At 42.8% G+C, this 19996-nt stretch carries 22 protein-coding genes; 8 read left to right on the forward strand and 14 right to left on the reverse strand.

Annotated elements, in window-relative coordinates; all coding sequences use genetic code 11:
* Positions 1–59: 59 nt before the first annotated feature.
* The gene (locus HG263_RS10595; protein ID WP_171626044.1) at positions 60–1082 is read left to right on the forward strand and encodes an AI-2E family transporter; all 1023 of its coding nucleotides are present in this window, start codon (positions 60–62) and stop codon (positions 1080–1082) included.
* Between the two features lie 6 nt (positions 1083–1088).
* On the opposite strand, the gene HG263_RS10600 is transcribed toward HG263_RS10595, so the two are convergent.
* The 5 genes from HG263_RS10600 to HG263_RS10620 all read right to left on the reverse strand — a co-directional run bounded on the left by HG263_RS10600 (position 1089) and on the right by HG263_RS10620 (position 4118).
* Positions 1089–1499 (reverse strand): hypothetical protein, encoded by a 411-nt coding sequence (locus HG263_RS10600; RefSeq protein ID WP_171626045.1) that lies wholly within the window; start codon positions 1497–1499, stop codon positions 1089–1091.
* Positions 1486–2826 carry an ATP-binding protein gene (locus HG263_RS10605; RefSeq protein ID WP_171626046.1) on the reverse strand — a complete coding sequence of 447 codons (1341 nt, stop codon included), beginning with the start codon at positions 2824–2826 and terminating at the stop codon, positions 1486–1488. Before HG263_RS10605 ends, HG263_RS10600 begins: the two co-directional genes overlap by 14 nt.
* Positions 2820–3494 (reverse strand): response regulator transcription factor, encoded by a 675-nt coding sequence (locus HG263_RS10610; protein ID WP_171626047.1) that lies wholly within the window; start codon positions 3492–3494, stop codon positions 2820–2822. The genes HG263_RS10605 and HG263_RS10610 overlap by 7 nt, the downstream gene beginning before the upstream one ends.
* Positions 3495–3496: 2 nt before the next feature.
* Positions 3497–3742 carry a PepSY domain-containing protein gene (locus HG263_RS10615; protein WP_171626048.1) on the reverse strand — a complete coding sequence of 82 codons (246 nt, stop codon included), beginning with the start codon at positions 3740–3742 and terminating at the stop codon, positions 3497–3499.
* A 76-nt stretch (positions 3743–3818) separates the two neighbouring features.
* Positions 3819–4118, reverse strand: a complete 300-nt coding sequence (locus HG263_RS10620) for a YciI family protein (RefSeq protein ID WP_171626049.1) — start codon at positions 4116–4118, stop codon at positions 3819–3821.
* A 174-nt stretch (positions 4119–4292) separates the two neighbouring features.
* On the opposite strand from HG263_RS10620, the gene HG263_RS10625 reads away from it, so the two are divergent.
* Positions 4293–5717 (forward strand): sodium-dependent transporter, encoded by a 1425-nt coding sequence (locus HG263_RS10625; protein WP_171626050.1) that lies wholly within the window; start codon positions 4293–4295, stop codon positions 5715–5717.
* 50 nt (positions 5718–5767) lie between these two features.
* Here the strand turns inward: HG263_RS10625 and HG263_RS10630 are convergent, their stop codons facing one another.
* Positions 5768–6409: a CPBP family intramembrane glutamic endopeptidase gene (locus HG263_RS10630; protein ID WP_171626109.1), complete on the reverse strand. Its 642-nt coding sequence runs from the start codon at positions 6407–6409 to the stop codon at positions 5768–5770.
* 113 nt (positions 6410–6522) lie between these two features.
* Complete coding sequence (locus HG263_RS10635; protein WP_171626051.1) at positions 6523–7104, reverse strand: inner membrane-spanning protein YciB; 582 nt, start codon at positions 7102–7104, stop codon at positions 6523–6525.
* A gap of 136 nt (positions 7105–7240) precedes the next feature.
* Between HG263_RS10635 and HG263_RS10640 the strand changes: the two genes are divergently transcribed.
* Positions 7241–7531 carry an HU family DNA-binding protein gene (locus tag HG263_RS10640; RefSeq protein WP_343043984.1) on the forward strand — a complete coding sequence of 97 codons (291 nt, stop codon included), beginning with the start codon at positions 7241–7243 and terminating at the stop codon, positions 7529–7531.
* Between the two features lie 8 nt (positions 7532–7539).
* On the opposite strand, the gene trpA is transcribed toward HG263_RS10640, so the two are convergent.
* The 6 genes from trpA to HG263_RS10670 are packed head-to-tail and all read right to left on the reverse strand — an operon-like array spanning position 7540 to position 14075.
* Positions 7540–8346, reverse strand: coding sequence for a tryptophan synthase subunit alpha (trpA, locus tag HG263_RS10645; protein ID WP_171626053.1), 807 nt, complete (start codon positions 8344–8346; stop codon positions 7540–7542).
* On the reverse strand, positions 8346–9530 hold the full coding sequence (gene trpB, locus HG263_RS10650) for a tryptophan synthase subunit beta (protein ID WP_171626110.1): 1185 nt from the start codon (positions 9528–9530) through the stop codon (positions 8346–8348). Before trpB ends, trpA begins: the two co-directional genes overlap by 1 nt.
* 7 nt (positions 9531–9537) lie before the next feature.
* Entirely contained in the window at positions 9538–10905 is a 1368-nt protein-coding gene (gene trpCF / locus HG263_RS10655) for a bifunctional indole-3-glycerol-phosphate synthase TrpC/phosphoribosylanthranilate isomerase TrpF (protein WP_171626054.1), read from the reverse strand.
* The gene (gene trpD, locus HG263_RS10660) at positions 10898–11905 is read right to left on the reverse strand and encodes an anthranilate phosphoribosyltransferase (RefSeq protein WP_171626055.1); all 1008 of its coding nucleotides are present in this window, start codon (positions 11903–11905) and stop codon (positions 10898–10900) included. The genes trpCF and trpD overlap by 8 nt, the downstream gene beginning before the upstream one ends.
* 8 nt (positions 11906–11913) lie before the next feature.
* Positions 11914–12504 (reverse strand): aminodeoxychorismate/anthranilate synthase component II, encoded by a 591-nt coding sequence (locus tag HG263_RS10665; RefSeq protein WP_171626056.1) that lies wholly within the window; start codon positions 12502–12504, stop codon positions 11914–11916.
* Positions 12504–14075: an anthranilate synthase component 1 gene (locus HG263_RS10670; protein ID WP_171626057.1), complete on the reverse strand. Its 1572-nt coding sequence runs from the start codon at positions 14073–14075 to the stop codon at positions 12504–12506. The genes HG263_RS10665 and HG263_RS10670 overlap by 1 nt, the downstream gene beginning before the upstream one ends.
* A 446-nt stretch (positions 14076–14521) precedes the next feature.
* On the opposite strand from HG263_RS10670, the gene rnm reads away from it, so the two are divergent.
* The 5 genes from rnm to rluB all read left to right on the forward strand — a co-directional run bounded on the left by rnm (position 14522) and on the right by rluB (position 18304).
* Positions 14522–15376 (forward strand): RNase RNM, encoded by an 855-nt coding sequence (gene rnm, locus HG263_RS10675; RefSeq protein WP_171626058.1) that lies wholly within the window; start codon positions 14522–14524, stop codon positions 15374–15376.
* Entirely contained in the window at positions 15373–15993 is a 621-nt protein-coding gene (locus tag HG263_RS10680) for an L-threonylcarbamoyladenylate synthase (protein ID WP_171626059.1), read from the forward strand. The genes rnm and HG263_RS10680 overlap by 4 nt, the downstream gene beginning before the upstream one ends.
* A gap of 63 nt (positions 15994–16056) precedes the next feature.
* Positions 16057–16803 (forward strand): segregation and condensation protein A, encoded by a 747-nt coding sequence (locus tag HG263_RS10685; RefSeq protein ID WP_171626111.1) that lies wholly within the window; start codon positions 16057–16059, stop codon positions 16801–16803.
* 50 nt (positions 16804–16853) lie between these two features.
* Positions 16854–17441 carry an SMC-Scp complex subunit ScpB gene (scpB, locus tag HG263_RS10690; protein WP_171626060.1) on the forward strand — a complete coding sequence of 196 codons (588 nt, stop codon included), beginning with the start codon at positions 16854–16856 and terminating at the stop codon, positions 17439–17441.
* Positions 17441–18304: a 23S rRNA pseudouridine(2605) synthase RluB gene (gene rluB / locus HG263_RS10695; RefSeq protein WP_171626061.1), complete on the forward strand. Its 864-nt coding sequence runs from the start codon at positions 17441–17443 to the stop codon at positions 18302–18304. The genes scpB and rluB overlap by 1 nt, the downstream gene beginning before the upstream one ends.
* Before the next feature lie 84 nt (positions 18305–18388).
* Here the strand turns inward: rluB and HG263_RS10700 are convergent, their stop codons facing one another.
* Positions 18389–19735 carry an amidohydrolase family protein gene (locus tag HG263_RS10700; protein ID WP_171626062.1) on the reverse strand — a complete coding sequence of 449 codons (1347 nt, stop codon included), beginning with the start codon at positions 19733–19735 and terminating at the stop codon, positions 18389–18391.
* Positions 19736–19996: the final 261 nt, after the last annotated feature.

Consider the following 19996-nt stretch of genomic DNA (forward strand, 5'->3'; position numbering starts at 1 on the left):
GCGTTTTATTTTCCATGGTATTGCTTTAAACTCAGTAAAAAAATCATAAGGGAAATAATGTGTCGTCATTATCAGGACTAAATAAGAGCCTTGTTGTGTTAGCTTCATTGGTTATTGTTTTAGCTGGAGTGAAACTTGCCAGTGATATAATTGTGCCTTTCATTCTGGCTGCATTTATAGCGATAATTTGTAATCCGTTATTGAAGTTCTTTGCCCGTTTTCATATTCCTAAAGGAATTGCCATTATTATCGTGATTTTTCTCGTGCTAGGAGTGGGTACGAGTATTGCTGGGCTAGTGGGACAATCCGTTAATGACTTTTCACAGCAACTGCCCAGCTATAGAGAACAGTTGCAAAGTAAGTTTTTGTGGCTTGTTGATACTGCTGCACAGCACAATATTTTAATTGATAAACAGCAAATTATTTCGCTGTTTGACCCTGGAAAAATGATTGATATGGCATCTTCCATGCTCACCGGGTTTGGCGGTGTTATGGCCAACGTATTTTTAATTATTCTTACAGTGGTGTTTATGTTGTTTGAAGCACCCACTATTACGAATAAAGTACATCTTGCGCTTGATGACCCTGAAATGAAGATTAAACAAATTGACAGATTTTTAGAGTCCATCAACTCTTATTTAGCGATTAAAACTATGGTCTCACTTGGTACAGGTTTGTGTGCTTCGCTACTCTTGTGGTTGTTGGACATTGACTATTTTATCTTATGGGGCGTTGTCGCTTTTTTACTTAACTATATTCCTAATATCGGTTCGATTATAGCGGCCATTCCTGCAGTACTATTAGCGCTTCTCACGCAAGGTCCATTGATAGCGGGGATTGTTGCCATAGGATACGTCACTATCAATACCGTAATGGGCAATATTGTTGAACCCAAGTACATGGGCAGAGGATTGGGGTTATCAGCGTTGGTGGTGTTTCTGTCTTTGATATTTTGGGGATGGCTACTGGGCACGGTTGGTATGTTGTTGTCTGTTCCTCTGACAATGGTGGTAAAGATAGCGTTAGAAAACAGTGAAGATGGTCGCTGGTTAGCGACCATGCTAGGCAGTTGTGACGAATAATCAGACTTAGTAAGGGTGCTGCAAGTCTTCAATGTGCTTGCGAAGTAACCTCATAGTACATTTTTTGTGAGCTACTGACGCTTTGATAGAGTTAGGTAATGTGTACAAGTATCGCCATTTGCAGGTATCTTCAGCGTACTGCTCATGATAAACGATGCTTCTTTTAATTATAGGCATTAATTGTGTATTGCCCGTTTGCTCTTGTACCAGCCCGATATCGTGTAAAAGTTTGTTGATCCAGCTTTGTTGATGCCTGCGTAGCATATCGATGTTGCTATCCAAACACTTTATATACACTTTTGACTCGACAGGATGATAACTCTCAACAGATGAGCAGTCAGAAAGGGTGATCTCTGATGAGTTTGCAATGGCGGCTAACGGCACTAAGCAAACAAACGAAACACTAATTTTTGTCATAATTGAATTCAATTAAAAACCTGGCACCTGCAAATTTAGAGCTTCCTATCTCTATATTACCGTGGTAAGAGTTAACTAAGTCTGACACAATCGCCATCCCGACGCCGTGACCTGCTTCGTACGTATCCAAACGGCTGCCTCTTTTAAGCAATTCCGAACGTTGATGCTCAGGTACCCCAGGACCATCGTCTTCTATCTCAAGCTGGAGCGTTTTATTTTTATCAAAATGCACATTAATGTCTACGCGCGTATCACACGCTTTACATGCGTTGTCGATAATATTGCCTAAAATTTCCATCAAGTCGGTTTTGTCGCCTAAAAAAGCAACCTTGTCATCGCACAGCGAAGTAAAAACTACCTCCTTTTCATGATAGACCTTTTTCATGGCATTTAAAATCGAGTCGAGTATTGGTTTTACTCTTGTTTGCTTTTTCCAAGTATCAGAAGCCCCTGTGGCTGCTCTTTTTAATTGGTGCTCGATCATGGCATTAATTCTATCTAGCTGCTCTTGCGCATCGAGATCTTTGGCCAATTCGCTAGATTTTAATACCGCAAGAGGCGTTTTAAGGGCATGTGCTAAGTCACTTAAAGAGGCGCGGTAGCGCTCCTTTTGACGTCGCTGTGAATCGAGTAGTAAGTTTAGGTCAGACTTTATCGTAAGTAACTCTTTTGGGTAGTCACCTGTGATTTTATCGACTTTGCCAGCTTCAACAGCTTTTATTTCTTTATCCAGCCTTTGCAGTGGACGTGCACTCCAAATAAAGCCAATGGCCATTAATACAGCAATAATAATGCCCATAACCAAAGCCCAGCTGATGAGTGTTTTCCTAAAACCGGACATCAATTTTACCAGCGCTTTGTTGTCTTTTAGTAATATAAAGCGTGCCTGCTGAGAGTAGTCGGCATTGCCCAAAATAACAGTTAAACTTAATTGCCAGAATTGTCCTGCGCCATAATCTACTAATTTAAATTCAGCTGCTCCAGCTTGACTGTCGTCAAATATTGGCGAAATAGATAGATTCACTGCCGATTCTGAGTACCAGACTAAATCTTGGCCTTGATAAATAAGTGCAAAAGTATCTGAGTTAATACGATTTAGTTCAGGCGCGAGAATTGTGCGGGGCATGTCTAAACCATCTTCTACAAACTCAACTTCAGAGATCAGAGAATATAGGTGTGCCTCTAGTGTTTTTTCGGTCGCCTCCACCAAGGAAGCATTATAAGCACGGCCAATAGCGAAGAATAAAGCGGGAAGTGCGACGATAAGCACAAAGACAAGGATAAATCCTTGTCTTATTTTTAGGGAAATTTCGGCTGCTTTTACCACTGGGTTTTAAACCTGTATCCTCTACCACGTAACGTTTCAACAGGGTTTAAACTACCATCTGGGTCAAGCTTTTTGCGCAGCCTTAAGACAAATACTTCAATAACATTTGAGTCTAAATCAAAATCTTGGTCGTAGATATGCTCAGTGAGCTCCGATTTAGAAATCACTTTTTGGGGATTAACCATCATATATTCAAGGACTTTATATTCGTACGCAGTCAATGATAATTCTTGCTCGTTTACCCAAACCTGTTGCGAGCGGGTATGAATCTTAATTGGCCCAATGCTAATTTCTGGATTGGCTTGGCCAGCACTTCGGCGAATAAGTGCGTTACAGCGCGCGATCAGCTCTTCTACATGAAATGGCTTAGTTAGGTAATCGTCGGCACCCGCATCTAAACCTTCAACTTTGTCTTGCCAGCGGTCGCGGGCAGTTAAGATTAAGATTGGGATCTTAACGCCAGCGGCACGTGCTCGGCGAATTAGCTCTATACCGTCTAACTTTGGTAGACCTAAATCGATCACTGCCATATCTAAAGGGTATTCAGTTATATGAAATAATCCGGACTCACCATCGTGGCATAGATCAATGCTGTATCTTTCTTTTTCTAATGCACTGCGTAGGTTTTCGGCAAGTTGAATATCGTCTTCGATTACTAAAATTCGCATTTTTAATCCTTTGTAACAGCTCCGGTTTTTTTATCGACATGAATGTCAATAACGCGGCCGTCGGTTTGTAAAATTCTGACTACGAAACTGTCACTTTGTTCAGTGATCTTAAGTGTTCGCCCTTGATACTGAGCTAACGCTAGTTCAATGGCTTGTTTTTTATCTATATTCTTATTTGCTTCGGTTGCATTCACGGTTTGGGTACAGCTCAGGCAGACAAAAATTAGAAAACAAACTGACAATCGCATTTTACTAAGCTCCACGGTTGGATTGCTTAACATCTTGTGCAAATCCTACGACAGGGGTAATTAACCAAAACTGAATTTAAGGGAGTACCTTTTTATAGGGCTTAACAATGCTGCTAGCATATACACCCGCTTCGATATAGGGATCAGCATCAGCCCATGCTTGAGCTTGTTCAACAGATGCAAATTCAGCAATAACGAGAGAGCCTGTAAATCCTGCTTGGCCTGGCTCTTCGCTATCAATGGCTGGCAATGGACCTGCTGCAAACAAACGATTTTGTTCTTTTAATTCGGTTAAGCGTGCAAGGTGTGCAGGGCGTGTTGCTAGGCGTTTTTCCAAAGAGTTTTCTACATCTGTAGAATAAATCATGTAAAGCATAAAAGAGTTCAAATTTTAATACAAAATAATTGCCTATATTAGTCTGCTTTGCTCTGTATTGTAAATCCTCACGGTGATTTGTTGTCTGCTTTGTCCTTAAAGACTTGAAAAGCTCACGGCAAGGCTGGTAGAGTCGCTCGGATATTTATAAAAAATAATAATAAGGTTTTCCACATGAGTGCAAATCGTGAGCATTTTAGCTCTCGACTGGGTTTTATACTTGCCGCTGCTGGTTCAGCGGTTGGTATAGGTAACTTGGTCGGTTTTCCTGTATCAGCTACAAAAAATGGTGGTGGTGCTTTTTTAATAGTGTATGCCTTATTCGTTGCATTTATTTGTTTACCAGTAATGATGGCAGAAATGGCAATGGGCAGAAAGGCACAAAAAGATCCTTATGGAGCATACAAGGCGCTTTCTGGTGGTGATAAGCGTTGGTCTATTGCTGGTGCTTTATCCGTTCTGACGCCATTTATGATAGCTGTATTCTATATGGTTATTACCGTCTGGATCTTTGGTTATCTGGCACAAACTGCAATGGGTAACCTAGATGCTTTAGCAAACCCGAATCACTTTGGACAATTTATAAATCAAAGTAGTGTGTTTTGGTACATGTTGCTGGTTGGCGTGATTGTTAACTTGATTTTAGTTGGCGGCGTAAAAGAGGGTATTGAAAAAGCAGCTAAGTTTTTAATGCCTTCATTATTCGTACTACTGATTGGCTTGGTTGTGTATGTGCTGACGTTGGATAACGCTATGGCTGGGGTGCGTTATTATATTGTGCCTGACTTTTCTAAAATGGATGCAAGTGTACTCAATGGCGCGTTATCACAGGCGTTCTTTTCACTGTCACTGGGGATGGGTATTTTAATGACCTATGCCTCTTATATATCAAAAAATGATGATATCGTAGGTGGCGCAAAGATGGTGGCGCTCACTGACTCTTTGGTAGCTTTTATCGCAGGTCTTATGGTGCTACCAGCGATATTTAGTTTTAACCCTGCAACCAATACTGATGAGTTATCTGAGTCATCAGTGTCGATGATTTTTGAGTTTTTACCCAAGATATTATTGGCGCTACAAACTGATATTGGTTATTTAGGCGCATCTATCGTCGCGTTTATTTTCTTCTTATTAGTGTTTTTTGCAGCAATCACCTCTTTGGTTTCAATTGTGGAAGTTCCAACAGCTGCATTGATGGAAGAAAAGTGTATTAGCCGTAAAAAAGCGCTGCTGATCTTAGCTGCGACAACGGGCTTGTTGACTGTACTATGTACTATGTCGTTTGGTATGGTTGATTGGCTCACTAAGTTTGTGAGCTATGGTGGTGCAGACAAGAGTCTGTTTGATTTAGTTTATGACGTGTTTTATGACACTATTTTGCCATTGAACGGTTTAATGGTGTGTCTATTCGTTATTTATCGCTGGAAAAAATCCAACTTAAATGCGGAGCTTGAACAAGGTTGCGACAAGTATAAAGGCAGCTTTGGTGAGAAGTACGTGAACTTTTCGCTATCTACTTTTATTCCAGTGGTGTTGTTGGTTATCTTTATCAATACTGTTGCGACGAAGTTCTTTGCGTTTAGTATATTCGGCTTCTAAGCAAAACTTAGTCAAATAACAGCAACGCCGAGCTTAGCCTCGGCGTTTTGCTAAAAAGTCATCCCAGAATCTAGATATTGACCCATACCTAAGGTAAATATCCATAACCCCCACAAGCTGTGCTCGAGCACACACACCATTAATGAACGGCTATGCGCATAGGTATAAGAAAACAGTAGGCCGCCAGCAAAAGACAAAGCGATTGCCACCCAGTTATCGTAAACGCAATGTGCTAATGCGAACACTGCTGCACTGAGAACGATCCGAGTGTTTTTTTTCGGCAGTATACGTTTGTATCTGTGAAAAAAATAACTCCTAAAAATAAGCTCTTGAGGCAATACAGAGAGGACTGGGTAAGCAATGAGTAAATACAGCCATTGTGTGGTGGACTTCAGGGGCAGTGCAAACCAATTTTCCTGATTAAACAAACCGTAAAGCATCGCAGAGAACAAAGCACCGATAAAGAATGTGGTAAATAGTCGGCGTTTAATTGTTGAAAACTCGCCCAAACTGGTGAGTCGAAAGCGTTTAAAATGAGGGTCGCTAAGCAGTAGGAAACTGCATATGATCATCAACGTAATTAATGCAGGAAAAAGCCAGTTAGCGAGATGATCACGAAAAATGTAAGCCAAGGTTGGCAAACAAAAAAAGATTAAAAGTAGTTCACACCAGCGGTATTGACTTGCGTTCAAGGGCATGCCTTTTTTACTTAGTTTACAAAAACTATAGCAGTAAAAATGCCCTTGAAAGTGACATTATTTAGACATTGTGGCCCTAACTCATTACGCTCTTTATCGGGCGCAATTTAGTTGTCATCGGGAAGGTACTTATAAATCCTAGCCATGGTGACTAAAATTGCCCCAAAGGTTATCCCCATTAATCCAAACACTTTAAAGTTGACCCAAGTATCCAGCGAAAAGTTATAAGCAACATACAAGTTAAGTACAGAGATAAAAGCCAATAACAGCATCCACATAATATTGAGCTGCTCGCATACAGACTTAGGTAACGAAATGTCGAGTTCTGCGTTTTTACCTTGCTCTTTTTCGTTGACTGATTTGAGCAGGCCTAACAAGGCAGTCTCTACTAGGTTCTTGTTAAAAAAGTAGCGTGAAACCAATAGAGACAGTGATAATAGGGCATATATCACAGTGGCTTTCCACATAATAAAGTGCTCATCTTGGAATAAAATGGTCATTCCACCCAAAACAAGGGCGATGGCAAAAAATACCCAGTGCCTTGTGGCGATTTTACCGCTGTGAAAATAATGGTACGCGAGCTGGATAATTGAAGAGGCGATTAAAACACCGGTAGCCCAGTAGATATCTACCAATTTGTAGACGGCGAAAAATAAGATCAGAGGAAGGTATTCAAGCAATGTGGCCATTAAGCTCACCTTTTTAATTATAATGGCTCGTTTTACCAAGTTCCTTGGCGAAGTTCAAGATTGACTTTGTGCGTCTTAGCCCTTAGCCTCAGCGGCTTTTATATTTGTGCAGCTATGCTTGCTGCACTATTAAGCAATCCAGAATGAGAGTGGTATGAACAAATCTGAATTGATAACGGCGATGTCAACACACAGCGCATTAACGAAAAAAGACACAAAAGCTGCATTAGATGCATTGTTAGCCGTTATAAAAAAGCGTTTAGCCGAAGGGGACCAGATGCCGATAGCTGGCTTAGGTACCTTTGCGTTGAGTTATCATCCAGCAAAAGCTGGGCGCAATCCGAAAACTGGCGAAACTATCTTAATTGAAGGGGCGAATAAGGTGCAGTTTAAAGCCGCTAAGGCGCTCAAAGACGCCCTAGCGTAAGAAAGTGATTAACTTCGTGTCGCTGCTTTCATTGTGCTAACAAACTGTTGGAGCTCGCTGAGCATAGCGCTAGGATTATCCAAGTGCTGCTCAATGATTTTAACGACGGCAGAGCCACTGATAGCACCTGCAGCTCCTGAGTTTAGTGCCGCTTTAACGTGCTCAGCGGTGGATATACCAAATCCAAGCAGAGCGGGTGCAGCATGATACTCTTTAAGTTTGGTGATCATCGAGTCAGCAGGCATCTGAGCAGTTGTTTCGGTGCCTGTTACACCGGCTCTAGAGAGTAAATAAGTATAGCCTCGGCCATAGCTTGCACATTCTCTTAGGGTGTCATCACCAGCATTAGGAGTTGCAATAAAAATAGGCTCAATTCCTGCATTTTGCGCAGCACGGCGAAACAGTTTTGATTCGTGCAGCGGTACATCGGCAACCAAAATAGAGTCTACACCTGCTTCTTTAGCTTGCTGATAAAACGTATCAATGCCTTTGGCAAAAATTAGGTTAGAGTACAATAATAGGCCGATTGGAATGTCATTGTTGTACTGGCGTACTTGTTTAATAATATCAAAACAGTCCTGCGTATTAATATGTTGCTCAAGAGCACGGATATTGGCTGCTTGGATAACAGGACCATCTGCAATGGGGTCTGAAAAAGGAATACCCAGCTCCAACGCATCGGCACCACCGTCAATCAAGCTTTTAATAATGTCTAAGCTCAGCGCTTTATTTGGATCGCCAATAGTAACAAATGGCACAAACGCCCCTTGGTCCTGCTCGGCCAAGGCGTTAAATGTTTGGGCATAGCGGCTCATTAAAGTTCTCCTCGCTCATTTAAAACTTGATGTACATGGGTTAGGTCTTTGTCGCCACGACCACTTAGGTTAACCACAATAATGGTCTCATTACTTTGTTGTTCTGCATACTTGAGCGCATACGCAAGGGCATGGCTCGACTCAAGTGCTGGAATAATACCTTCATGCTTGGCTAAAGATTGAAACGCATTAAGCGCTTCAGTGTCGGTAATGGCAACATATTGTGCGCGACCACTTTCGTGTAAAAAAGCGTGTTGTGGCCCAACAGCAGGGTAATCCAGACCTGCTGACACCGAGTAAGACTCTTCAATTTGTCCATCGCTATTTTGCATTATGTAGGTATAAGCGCCGTGCAATATGCCTTTGCTTCCCTTACATAATGCTGCACCATGCTCTTCGGTGTCCAAGCCTTTACCAGCGGGCTCAATACCAACGAGCTTAACACTTGGCTCATCTATAAAATCACTAAACATACCAATGGCATTTGAACCACCACCAACACATGCCATAACGACATCAGGAAGGCGTCCCTCGGCTTCTAATACTTGTTGTTTAGCTTCTTCGCCAATCATTTTTTGGAACTCACGCACAACCGTTGGGAATGGATGAGGACCTGCAGCGGTGCCCAGTAGATAGTGCGCCGTTTTGTAGTTCGCTGACCAATCGCGCATGGCCTCGTTAACCGCATCTTTTAGCGTGCCAGAACCCGCTGTGACAGGAATAACTTCCGCCCCCATCAAACGCATTCTAAATACATTGGGTTGTTGGCGTTCAACATCTTTTGCACCCATATAAACGCGGCACTTCAAGCCCAATAACGCACACGCCAACGCGGTAGCAACACCATGCTGACCGGCACCGGTTTCTGCAATTACTTCGCTTTTGCCCATACGTTTAGTTAGCAACGCTTGACCTAATACTTGGTTGGTTTTGTGTGCACCGCCGTGCAATAAGTCTTCGCGCTTTAGGTATAGCTTTACCTTAGGGTTTTTTACTAAGTTACGCGTTAAAGTTAAAGGCGTAGGTCGGCCAGCGTACTCGTTTAATAGCTTTTGGAACTCTTGTAAAAACTCAGGGTCTTTTTGCGCTTTGTTAAACTCTTGCTCAAGTTGTTTGAGCGCAGGGACTAGTAACTCGGGGACAAACATGCCCCCAAAGTCACCAAAATATGCTGCATTGTTCATTTCCACCTCAATAATTTCTAATGTTTGCAAAAGCGTGCTGAATTTTTTCATAACACTTTTTACCGGGGCTAAGTTCAACCCCTGAATTTAAATCTAATCCTTGCGCACCCAGTCTTGCCGCGGCTGCTACGTTATCGGGGTTAAGCCCGCCTGCAAGAATAAAGTTATTGGCAACTTGCTCAGACAATAATTGCCAGTTAAATGACTGACCAGTGCCACCAAAGCCAGCATCGGTTTTGGTGTCGTATAGGTGTTTATCAACTCCTTTGACTGGAAGTGGGAGGGTATCGTTGACGCCCTGAGCTTTCCAGATCTGGCAGTTAACTGGCAGTCGATTTCTCAAACTCGCAATGTAAGCTTCATTTTCTTGGCCGTGTAATTGTACGGCGCTTAGTTTCAGCGTTTGCGCATACTCTGCCACTTGCTCTTCATCAGCGTTAACGAATACGCCAACATAGCTAAGTGGTGCGCTATCTACTATGGCTTTAGCGCAGTCTAAGTCTACATAGCGCAGTGATTTGGGATAAAAAATCAACCCGCCATAAAGGGCACCGGCTTGGTAAGCCGCTTGTGCATCTTGGCAGCGGGTAAGTCCGCAGACTTTGTTTTCGCCAAGAATTAGCTTGCGACAAGCAGTGTCTAAGTTATGCTCAGCCATGAGCGAACTACCCACTAAAAAGCCACTACATAAAGGTGCAAGTCGCTTCACATCTTGATGGGTATAAATGCCTGATTCGGAGATAACTACTTTATCATCAGGAATTAACTTGCGAAGTCGCTCGGTTGTGGCTAAATCAGTGCTTAAGTCTCTTAGGTTACGATTGTTAATACCAATAATTTGCGCATCCAGTTGCAGTGCTCGCTCAACTTCAGATTCATTGCTCACTTCAGTGAGAACAGCCATGTTTAGCGACTTCGCGATATCAGCTAAAACAGTGTATTGCTGATCATCAAGGACAGATAGCATCAGTAAAATAGCATCACCGCCGTTAAGGCGCGCTAAGTAAACTTGGTATTCGTCGATAAAAAAGTCTTTACAGATCAGTGGCTGTTCGACTTTCTGTCGCACATAACTTAAATACTCAAAGCTGCCTTGAAAGTATTTTTCATCAGTCAGTACGCTGATACAGCTGGCATAGTGCTTGTAAACGCTGGTGATTTCATCTAAGTCAAAATGTGCTCGGATCAACCCTTTTGACGGTGAGGCCTTTTTACACTCTAAAATAAATTGTGTGCCTGTTTTTGCCAGCGCCCTATAAAAGTCACGGGTTGTAGGTTGTACTTTATCTTTGAACGACACCAGCGGAAAACTTGCTTTGCGTTTTTGTAGTTCTATTTGCTTATCGGCGACAATTTTGTCGAGCACATTAGCCATGATTACTTACCTCTACGATCTGTGCTAGTTTTTCATAGGCAATGCCTGCACTTAGCATTTCAAGTACGAGCTGCGTGGCAGCTTTAAAGCTGTCTGCCTTTTGTTCCATCACTAGTAATGCTGCAACATTGGCTGCTATTGCTGCGTTATGAGCGGAATTACCTTGGCCTTTTAAAATATTAATACTGGCTTGGGCATTATACTCTGGCGTATCTCCTGCTATGTCGGCAAGCGAATAGTTTTCAAGACCAAAGTCTTGCGCGCTGAGCGTGTAATGTGTCAGCTCGCCGTGATTAAGCTCAGTTACTAAGGTTTCACCATGTAAGGCAATTTCATCGGTTCCAGCACCATGAACCACCATGGCACGTTCAGTACCTAGTGCTTTTAATGTTTCAGCCATTGGTGTGCATAGCTGTGGGTCATATACGCCTAACAGTTGTGTCTGAGGTGCTGCTGGGTTTGCAAGTGGACCAAGAATATTAAAGATTGTGCGTGTTTTTAAAGTGGTGCGCACAGGCATTGCATGCTTTGTACCTTGATGATAATTAGGTGCAAACAAAAATGTAAAGCCAGTTTGAGCCAAGCACTGGCTGGCAGTGTCGCTACTCATATTTAGGTTAATGCCAAGGGCTGCGAGTAAATCGGCAGACCCCGATTTACTCGATACGCTACGGTTGCCGTGTTTGACCACATTTAGACCGCATGCTGCAGCCACAATGGCAGCAGTGGTGCTGACGTTAATTGTGTTGGCGCCATCACCACCCGTGCCACAGCTATCTACGCAACGTAGGCCTTGAGTGTTAAAAGGCAGCGCATTGTTGCGCATTGCATTGGCTGCACCGGCAATCTCTTGTGCTGTTTCACCTTTGATTTTCAAAGCAACGAGCACGGCGGTTAATTCAATGTCGTTCAGCTGCCCAAGCATAATGTCGTTAAATAGGGCGCTGCTTTGTGCAAAATCAAGAGACTGCTGTGCGAGTAAAGAATTGATACTGTCCATGGTAACTCCTAACGCGTTAAGTAGTTGATGCTTTGCTGCAATAGGCGAGCACCATCTGGGGTTAAAATTGATTCGGGGTGAAACTGATAGCCCAATACTCGGTCTTCGTTATGATAAATTGCCATTGGTATATCTTGATATCGAGCGATGACATCGAGACATTCAGGAACCTCAGTAGCCATTAATGAGTGGTAACGTGCAACGGGTATGTGTTTGCCAAGTCCAGCAAATACTGGATGTTCGTCAACCTCAATGATAGATGCTTTACCGTGGACGGTTTCTCCTGCGTGGCCAATGGTACCGCCGTAGCTTTGGGTGAGTGCTTGTTGGCCCAAGCAGATACCTAGCATTGGAAACTGACCTTTGCAAAGCGCAATAAGTTCTAATAGGCAGCCCGCTTGAGCTGGGTTTCCAGGGCCAGGAGAGAGCACCAAAATAACGGGCTGTTGCTCTTGTATCATTTTTTCAAAAATGCGCTGTGCACTAAGGTGGTTACGATATACCACCATATCCAGACCCAGTAGTGTTAACTCGTCGACCAAGTTGTAGCTAAATGAATCAAAATTATCTAAAAAGTAGACTTTTGCTTGTGCTGTCATCACTTGGCTCCTTGATAAGTCGATTGCACTGCTTTAATTACTGCTTGTGCTTTTGCTCGAGTTTCATCTGCTTCAGCCTGTGGTACTGAGTCGTACACGACACCTGCCCCAGCTTGCACATAAGCTGTACCATCCTTAACAAAGGCAGAGCGAATAACGATACAAGAGTCCATCGCACCATCACCGGTCAGGTAGCCAACTGCGCCACCATAGCTGCCACGTCGCTTCTTTTCTACTTGGCGAACAAGCTGCGCAGCTTTCACTTTGGGAGCGCCGACTAAAGTGCCCATATTCATACAAGCTTGATACGCATGCAGGGCGTCTAAATCAGGTTTTAGTTGACCCACAACGCGTGAAACTAAGTGCATCACTTGCGAATAACGATCCACTTTTAGCAGTTCTTTTGCATGGCGAGTGCCTGCAACACTGATACGTGCAATGTCATTTCGTGCCAAATCTACCAGCATAAGGTGTTCAGCACGCTCTTTTTGGTCGTTTCTAAGCTCTAATTCAATGCGACAGTCTAAGTCGGGGTTGATTCTACCATCTGCGAACTTGCCTCGTGGACGGGTGCCTGCTATGGGGTATATCTCTACCTGATTACTATGCGTGCAGTACTTGAGCGCCGATTCTGGAGATGCGCCAAACAGCACAAAATCTTGATCCTGCATGTAAAACATGTATGGACTTGGGTTTTGTTGTTTAAGTTGCTGATAAGCCGCCAGCGGCTGCGCGCAAGGCAATGAGAAAGTGCGCGACGGCACAACTTGGAAAATATCACCATCAATAATATTTTGCTTAAGCGCCGAAACTTGCTCACAAAAAGTGGCATCATCGATATTTACTTGCACTTCAGCATTGCCTTGATTGGGGGCAGCTAAAAAAGGTGCTAGTTCATCGCAGCGCGCATTGAGTTGTTCTAATTGCTTACCTACCTCAAAGCAGTTTGCGTGTACGTCAGGGCCGTTGAATACGTTACCAATTAGTTCTGTAGTTTGCGTTTGGTGATCAATCAGCACTAAAGTTTCAGCGAGATAAAATACGTAGTCAGGGCAACTGTTGTCGCCATTAGGCACCTCATCTAAGCGTTCAAAGTTGGCCACCATATCATAGGCAAATACGCCACCAAGAAAAACGGAAAAGGGCGTATCTGAGTTACGCTTAATACTGTTAATACAAGTACGTAGCGCGCTAAACGCATTATCTGCTTTGAGTTTACTAAATTCATCAAGATCTTCCTCAACGCCTTGATAAGTCGCCGTTAAAGTATCATCTTCAAGTTTAGTATGACAATTTTGTACCTGTGATTGTAAAAAGCTAAGCAGTTGCTGGCCGTTGTTAGATAAAGCTTTAACGGTAACTTCTTTACCAACACATTCTATACGCAGTGCCGCATCAGCTAAAATAATGCTTTTTACATTATCTTTTGAGTCTATTTCAGCAGACTCAAGCAATAGCGAGTTGTTTTTTTCTAGTGCCGCATACAATGACAAGGGACTACTGATGTAATCTCGTCGTTGCCGTATGCTGGTCACTTCACCTGGTGTGGTTGTTATGTGACTAAAAATCAAACCTCATTCCCCTATAAAATAAAAAAACCCCGCAAGCTGTTTAGGCTTAGCGGGGTTGTTAGATAGTTACAACAATGCCGTCCCGCTAAGCCAGGCACCACCACCAAGAAGAAATTGTAGATACATTGTTGAACATTATTTTTTCCTAAAATTTAGATATAAAAAAACCCGCTTGTTTAAGCGGGTTTGAAATTTCGTTAAGACACAACGAATCACCCGCAATTACGAGTGCCACCACCAAATGTTGTTTTTATTCATTGTTGTTTTCATGGTTTTATACGTTTAGATGTCTTTAGTGGGTACAGTAAACCCTACAGTTTCATGTTCTGTCAACCCTTTTGCTAATAAAACTTGTACAAAAAGCAAAAAATAGTCAAAGGTCGTAGCATGATCCGATGATATACTTGTTAGCCTAATACAAAGCAATGATGTAACAAAGGGCAAATTTGATAAAATACGACTTACACAGTCATACCACTTTTTCTGATGGTCGTTTAAGCGTGGCAGAGCTTTTAGAGCGCGCAACAGAAAAAGGCGTTGATGTACTGGCGATTACTGATCATGACACCACCGCTGCTATTACACCTGCAAGGCACTACATCAAAGAGCATGCGCTGAACTTAGAGCTGATCTCTGGTGTAGAGATCTCAACTAAATGGCAGAGCTTTGAAATCCATATTGTTGGACTGTCAGTAGACATTGCAAATCCAAAGCTTACCGCACTGTTGCAGACACAGCAGGCTAAGCGTGAGGCGCGTGCGAAAGAAATTGGTCAGCGTTTAGCCAAAAGAGGCTATGAGGGCATTTATGACCGTGCCAAAGAGCTAGCTGCTAGCGCAGAAATCACTCGTGCACATTTTGCTGCTGCCTTAGTTGAGCGGGGAGTTGCAAAAGATATACAAGGGGTATTTAAAAAGTTTTTAGCGCGAAATAAAACCGGTTATGTTCCTAGTCAGTGGTGCGATATGGCAACGGCAATTGATGCAATCAAGACCGCTGGAGGCGTGAGCGTGTTAGCGCATCCCGCTCGCTATCAAATGTCGAGCAAGTGGTTACGTAAGTTACTCAACGAGTTTAAGAGTGTTGGTGGTCAGGCAATGGAAGTTGCGCAGCCTCAACAGGCGCCTTGCGAACGCCAATTTTTGGGGCAATTAAGTCAAGAATATGGCCTATTAGCTAGCCAAGGTTCAGACTTTCATTACCCAATGCCTTGGTTAGAACTCGGAAAAAACCTATACTTACCAAAAGATTGTCAAGGTGTTTGGCAGTTTTGGCAAACGGACGAGGAGCGTTTACAGTGAGCCAATTTTTTCATATTCACCCAGAAAACCCACAAGCTAGGCTCATCAAGCAGGCAGTTGAAATTATTCAGCAAGGTGGCGTTGTGGTTTATCCAACTGACTCTGGTTATGCCATAGGCTGTGCCATCGGTAATAAACAAGCAAAAGAACGTATAGAGCGTATTCGTGGTATTGAAAAACATCATAACTTTACTTTGATGTGTCGTGATTTGTCTGAGCTTGCGACCTATGCACGAGTTGATAACCAAATGTTTCGCTTGATAAAAAATAATACCCCAGGGCCTTACACCTTTATTTTCAAAGGCACAAAAGAGGTTCCGAAACGATTACTCAATGATAAGAAAAAAACCATCGGTATGCGGGTTACTGACCACCCAATCGCATCGGCAATACTTGCAGAGTTGGGCGAGCCTATGATGTCTTGTTCACTGATTTTACCGGGTGAGCAATTTACAGAATCAGATCCCGATGAAATTCGCATGAGAATTGAAAAGCAAGTGGATTTAATCATTCACGGTGGCTATTTAATCGAACAAGCGACAACGGTAGTTGATTTATCAGAAGACGACATTGAAATTTTGCGCGTTGGTTGCGGTGATACCTCCGTATTTGAGTAAGACATAGTGAATGACGTACCTGTGCAACAAAAACTACCGCTGGCGTTTTTAAATGGCGAAGCGATGGTTGAAAAGCCTGAAGATCTCTATATTCCGCCCGATGCGCTGGAAGTGATACTAGAGACCTTTGAAGGTCCGTTAGATTTGCTTTTATATCTGATTAAGCGCCACAAACTCGATATTTTACAGCTGCCGATTTTGAGTATTACCGAGCAATATGTTGCTTACGTAGAGCTGATGAAAGACCTACAACTGGAGCTGGCAGGAGAATACTTGGTCATGGCAGCTCTGCTGGCGCAAATAAAATCACGCATGCTGTTGCCAGTGCATGAAGAGCTTGAAGAAGAAGAAGACCCAAGAGCTGAGCTGGTTAGGCGCTTGCAAGAGTACGAGCAGTTTAAATTAGCTGCAGAAAACTTAGATGTGATCCCTCGTGTTGGTCGTGATATTTTCACCGCACATGCCTTATTAGATGAATCAGCAGAACCTGATGTGCTATTTCCAGATATCGATCTTAAAGAGCTGATACTGGCACTGGGTGATGTGATGGCCAGAGCGAAAACCTTCGAGCATCATCATATCAGTGCAGAGACGCTATCTACTCGAGAGCGAATGAGCCAAATACTTCAGTACTTATCTGAGCATGCAGGCCCGTGCGCATTCAATAAGCTATTTAAAGTTGACGAAGGGCGAAGTGGTGTAGTTGTTACCTTTATTGCAATGCTGGAGCTGATTAAAGAGCAATTGATAACCTGCTTGCAAGTAGCACCCGATAGTGAAATTTATTTGAGTTTGCAGCTACAACAGTAGCGCAACCTCTGTCATAATAGTCGTTTGTGTGTTGATGAGGCAGCAAGAGTATGGCAACACGTCGAATTAGCGATGAACAACTTGTTGAGCTAATAGAAGCAGCAATATTTGTTGCCGACAAACCGTTGTCAAAAAAGCGTTTGAAAGAAACGGTTTTGCAAGATATTGCCGTATCTAATGTACGTATAGACCAAGCCCTCAATAGTATTTTTGAACATTATCAAACACGTGGCATTCGACTGGTGGAAGTTGCTACGGGTTTTAGATTCCAAGCCTGTGCGAGTTTAAGTCCTTGGCTTAGTAACCTATTTCAAGAAAAAGCACCCAAATATTCGCGAGCCACGTTAGAGACGCTCGCATTAATAGCCTATCGTCAGCCAATCACCCGAGGGGAGATTGAGCAAGTACGTGGTGTGACGGTGAGCTCTAATATTATGAAGAGCTTACAAGAACGTGAATGGATAAAAGTCGTGGGTTACAAAGAGGTACCAGGAAAGCCTGCATTGTACGCAACCACAAAACAATTTTTAGATTATTTTTCTTTGTCTGGTTTAAACATGTTGCCTAAATTACCAGAGCAACACAATGTAAAAATAGACCAGATGTTGAACGATCCTTCTGTGAGAGAACCATCTTAATGAGTGAAAAGTTACAAAAAGTATTAGCCAGAGCCGGTGTGGGGTCACGCCGTGAAATGGAAAAATACATTGACGCAAACCGTGTGAGTGTTGATGGTAAAGTGGCAAGGTTAGGTGATAGGGTTGAAGAGAATGCGGTAATCCGTGTTGATGGCCATATCGTTAAAATTGAGCAACAAGAAGACAGAATTTGCCGTGTGATCATGTATCACAAGCCAGAAGGTGAATTGTGTACACGTAAAGACCCAGAAGGGCGTCGTACCGTATTCGATAGACTGCCGCGCTTAGATGGTGACCGCTGGATAGCCATAGGTCGTCTTGATATTAATACCTCAGGATTATTGTTATTTACCAACGACGGTGAATTAGCTAACCGTTTAATGCACCCTAAATATGAAGTAGAGCGTGAGTATTCCGCACGCGTATTTGGCGAGGTAACAAACGAAACCCTGAAAAACCTAACCAAAGGCGTAGAGTTAGATGACGGCCCTGCGAAGTTTTTAAAAATTAAACCGATGGGCGGCGAGGGCATTAACAAGTGGTTTAATGTTACGCTGACGGAAGGTCGTAACCGTGAAGTGCGTCGCTTGTGGCAATCACAAGAAGTTGAAGTATCACGCCTAATTCGTATTCGCTATGGTAAATTAGAGCTTAATAAGCGGCTGCCGCAAGGTGGCTGGGAAGAGCTGACACTCGAAGATGTGAACTACCTGCGCAAATCGGTAAAATTGCGTAATGAGACACAAACTAAGCTGTCGGTTATGCCTGAAAAACGCAAAGATAAGCGCGCTAAAATTAACCAAATTCGCAAAGCGGTTAAAAAGCACAATCAGCGTGTGCAAAAACCGAAAAAACGTACATAGCCAAACTGACTAATTATAGAAAACCCGCTTAATGCGGGTTTTTTGGCTATATAGTGGCTAGTCTGCCAGCTTGTTCATTGAGTATTATAGTTTGCTCAGGCTCAGATCATTTTGCACTACTATGTTGCCATTTTTTACTACCAGCGCTATCTGTTGAGTATTTAAAATGTCTTCAACAGGGGATGCATTTAAGATAACAAAATTAGCATGATCCCCTTCATGAAAGCCACTTTTGATACCTAAAAAGTTTGCCGAATGTGTGGTTGCTGATGCAATCGCTTGCAGCGGCGATATACCCGCATCGGTCAATAGTTTCATTTCTCTGTGCACAGAATACCCTTGAATGGTATTCCAATTTCCGGCATCGGTGCCAACCAAAACTTTAACGCCAGCATCACTCATGGCTTTAACAGCGGCAAACGTAGCCTCATTTCTTTGTTGGAAACTCGTCTCGCGGTCTTGGTATTTAGCAATTAGCTCATTGGAGCGATAGGCGGAAATTAAAGTGTCAGGCACAAGTTGTGAAAGCAGTGGTGCGTCAAGTACGGAAGGGTCAAATAAATAGTTCACAAAATCGCTATGAACGCTCAAGGTAGGTATAATTGCAACGTCAGAGTTTGCCATCAAATCAGCAATGTCTTGCGGTATTTTCCCCCTTGGCACGTGAGTAACTGCTGAAACGCCGACTTCGGCTGCATCTCTAATATCTTGCCAAGTTTTAATATGTGCAATGGATTTTATGCCCAGCTTTTTAGAATCTTGAACTAACTGCGCAAACACGGCTTTGGAAATTGAAGGTTGGTCGTCGCTTGGTTGATAAACAATTTTAATAACATCTGGCTTTTGCTTTGCCAGTTCCACCATCTGCTTTTGTGCTTGCTCAACAGTGCTGACCGTTCTTGTGGTAATGCCATACTCTGAGCAATGTCCTTTAGGAGCCGTAAAGCAAGTGAGGCTAGCATAGATATCAGCACCAACAAACTCGGCGTTGCGTTGTCGAGTTCTTACATCAATAAGTGCAGTTTCATCCCCAAATAAGTCAACTAACCCTGTAACGCCAGCTTTTAATACTCTTTGTGAAACACCTTGAGTTCCGGGAGCATCATTTTTAGCATTTGGAATAAAGTTACCAAATGAATGGGTATGCATATCTATGAGCCCTGGGATCCCCCACTTACCTTGTAAGTCAATGACTTTACCTGGAAAGTTATCCGCCAAAGCAACAACATTAGCGATGACAATACCTTCTCTTATAATAACCGTTTTGCTCTCAAAGCCTAGGCTTGGATTAAAAAACTGGCCGTTCACATAGGCGATATCTTGTTGAGAATATTGATCTTGTGCGGTTTTTTGCTCCGCAGATAGGCAGCCAAGTAGAAGGGTTGCATAAATGATAATTGCGAAAGATTTTATATTTATTGGCGAAAACATGCAGAAACTCCAGAAATCCATTCATGTTAAAACAGGTGTTGTTGTAATTGCTCTTAACCTATCCCTACTATGTGAAGGCTGAGCTGTTAGTTTGATGTAGTTATCCATAGGTCATTGGCTGTATGCCTAACTTTAAACAGCTGCATAAAGTTTTGTGTGGATTTATACAAATGGTTATTTTGAAATCGGTTCTCAAAATATTTTAAATATATTCATTAGGTTACTTATACTTAGCTGTTTTAGTATGCTGTAACATACATA

The organism is Pseudoalteromonas caenipelagi (genome assembly GCF_013140855.1).
GTDB lineage: Bacteria > Pseudomonadota > Gammaproteobacteria > Enterobacterales > Alteromonadaceae > Pseudoalteromonas > Pseudoalteromonas caenipelagi.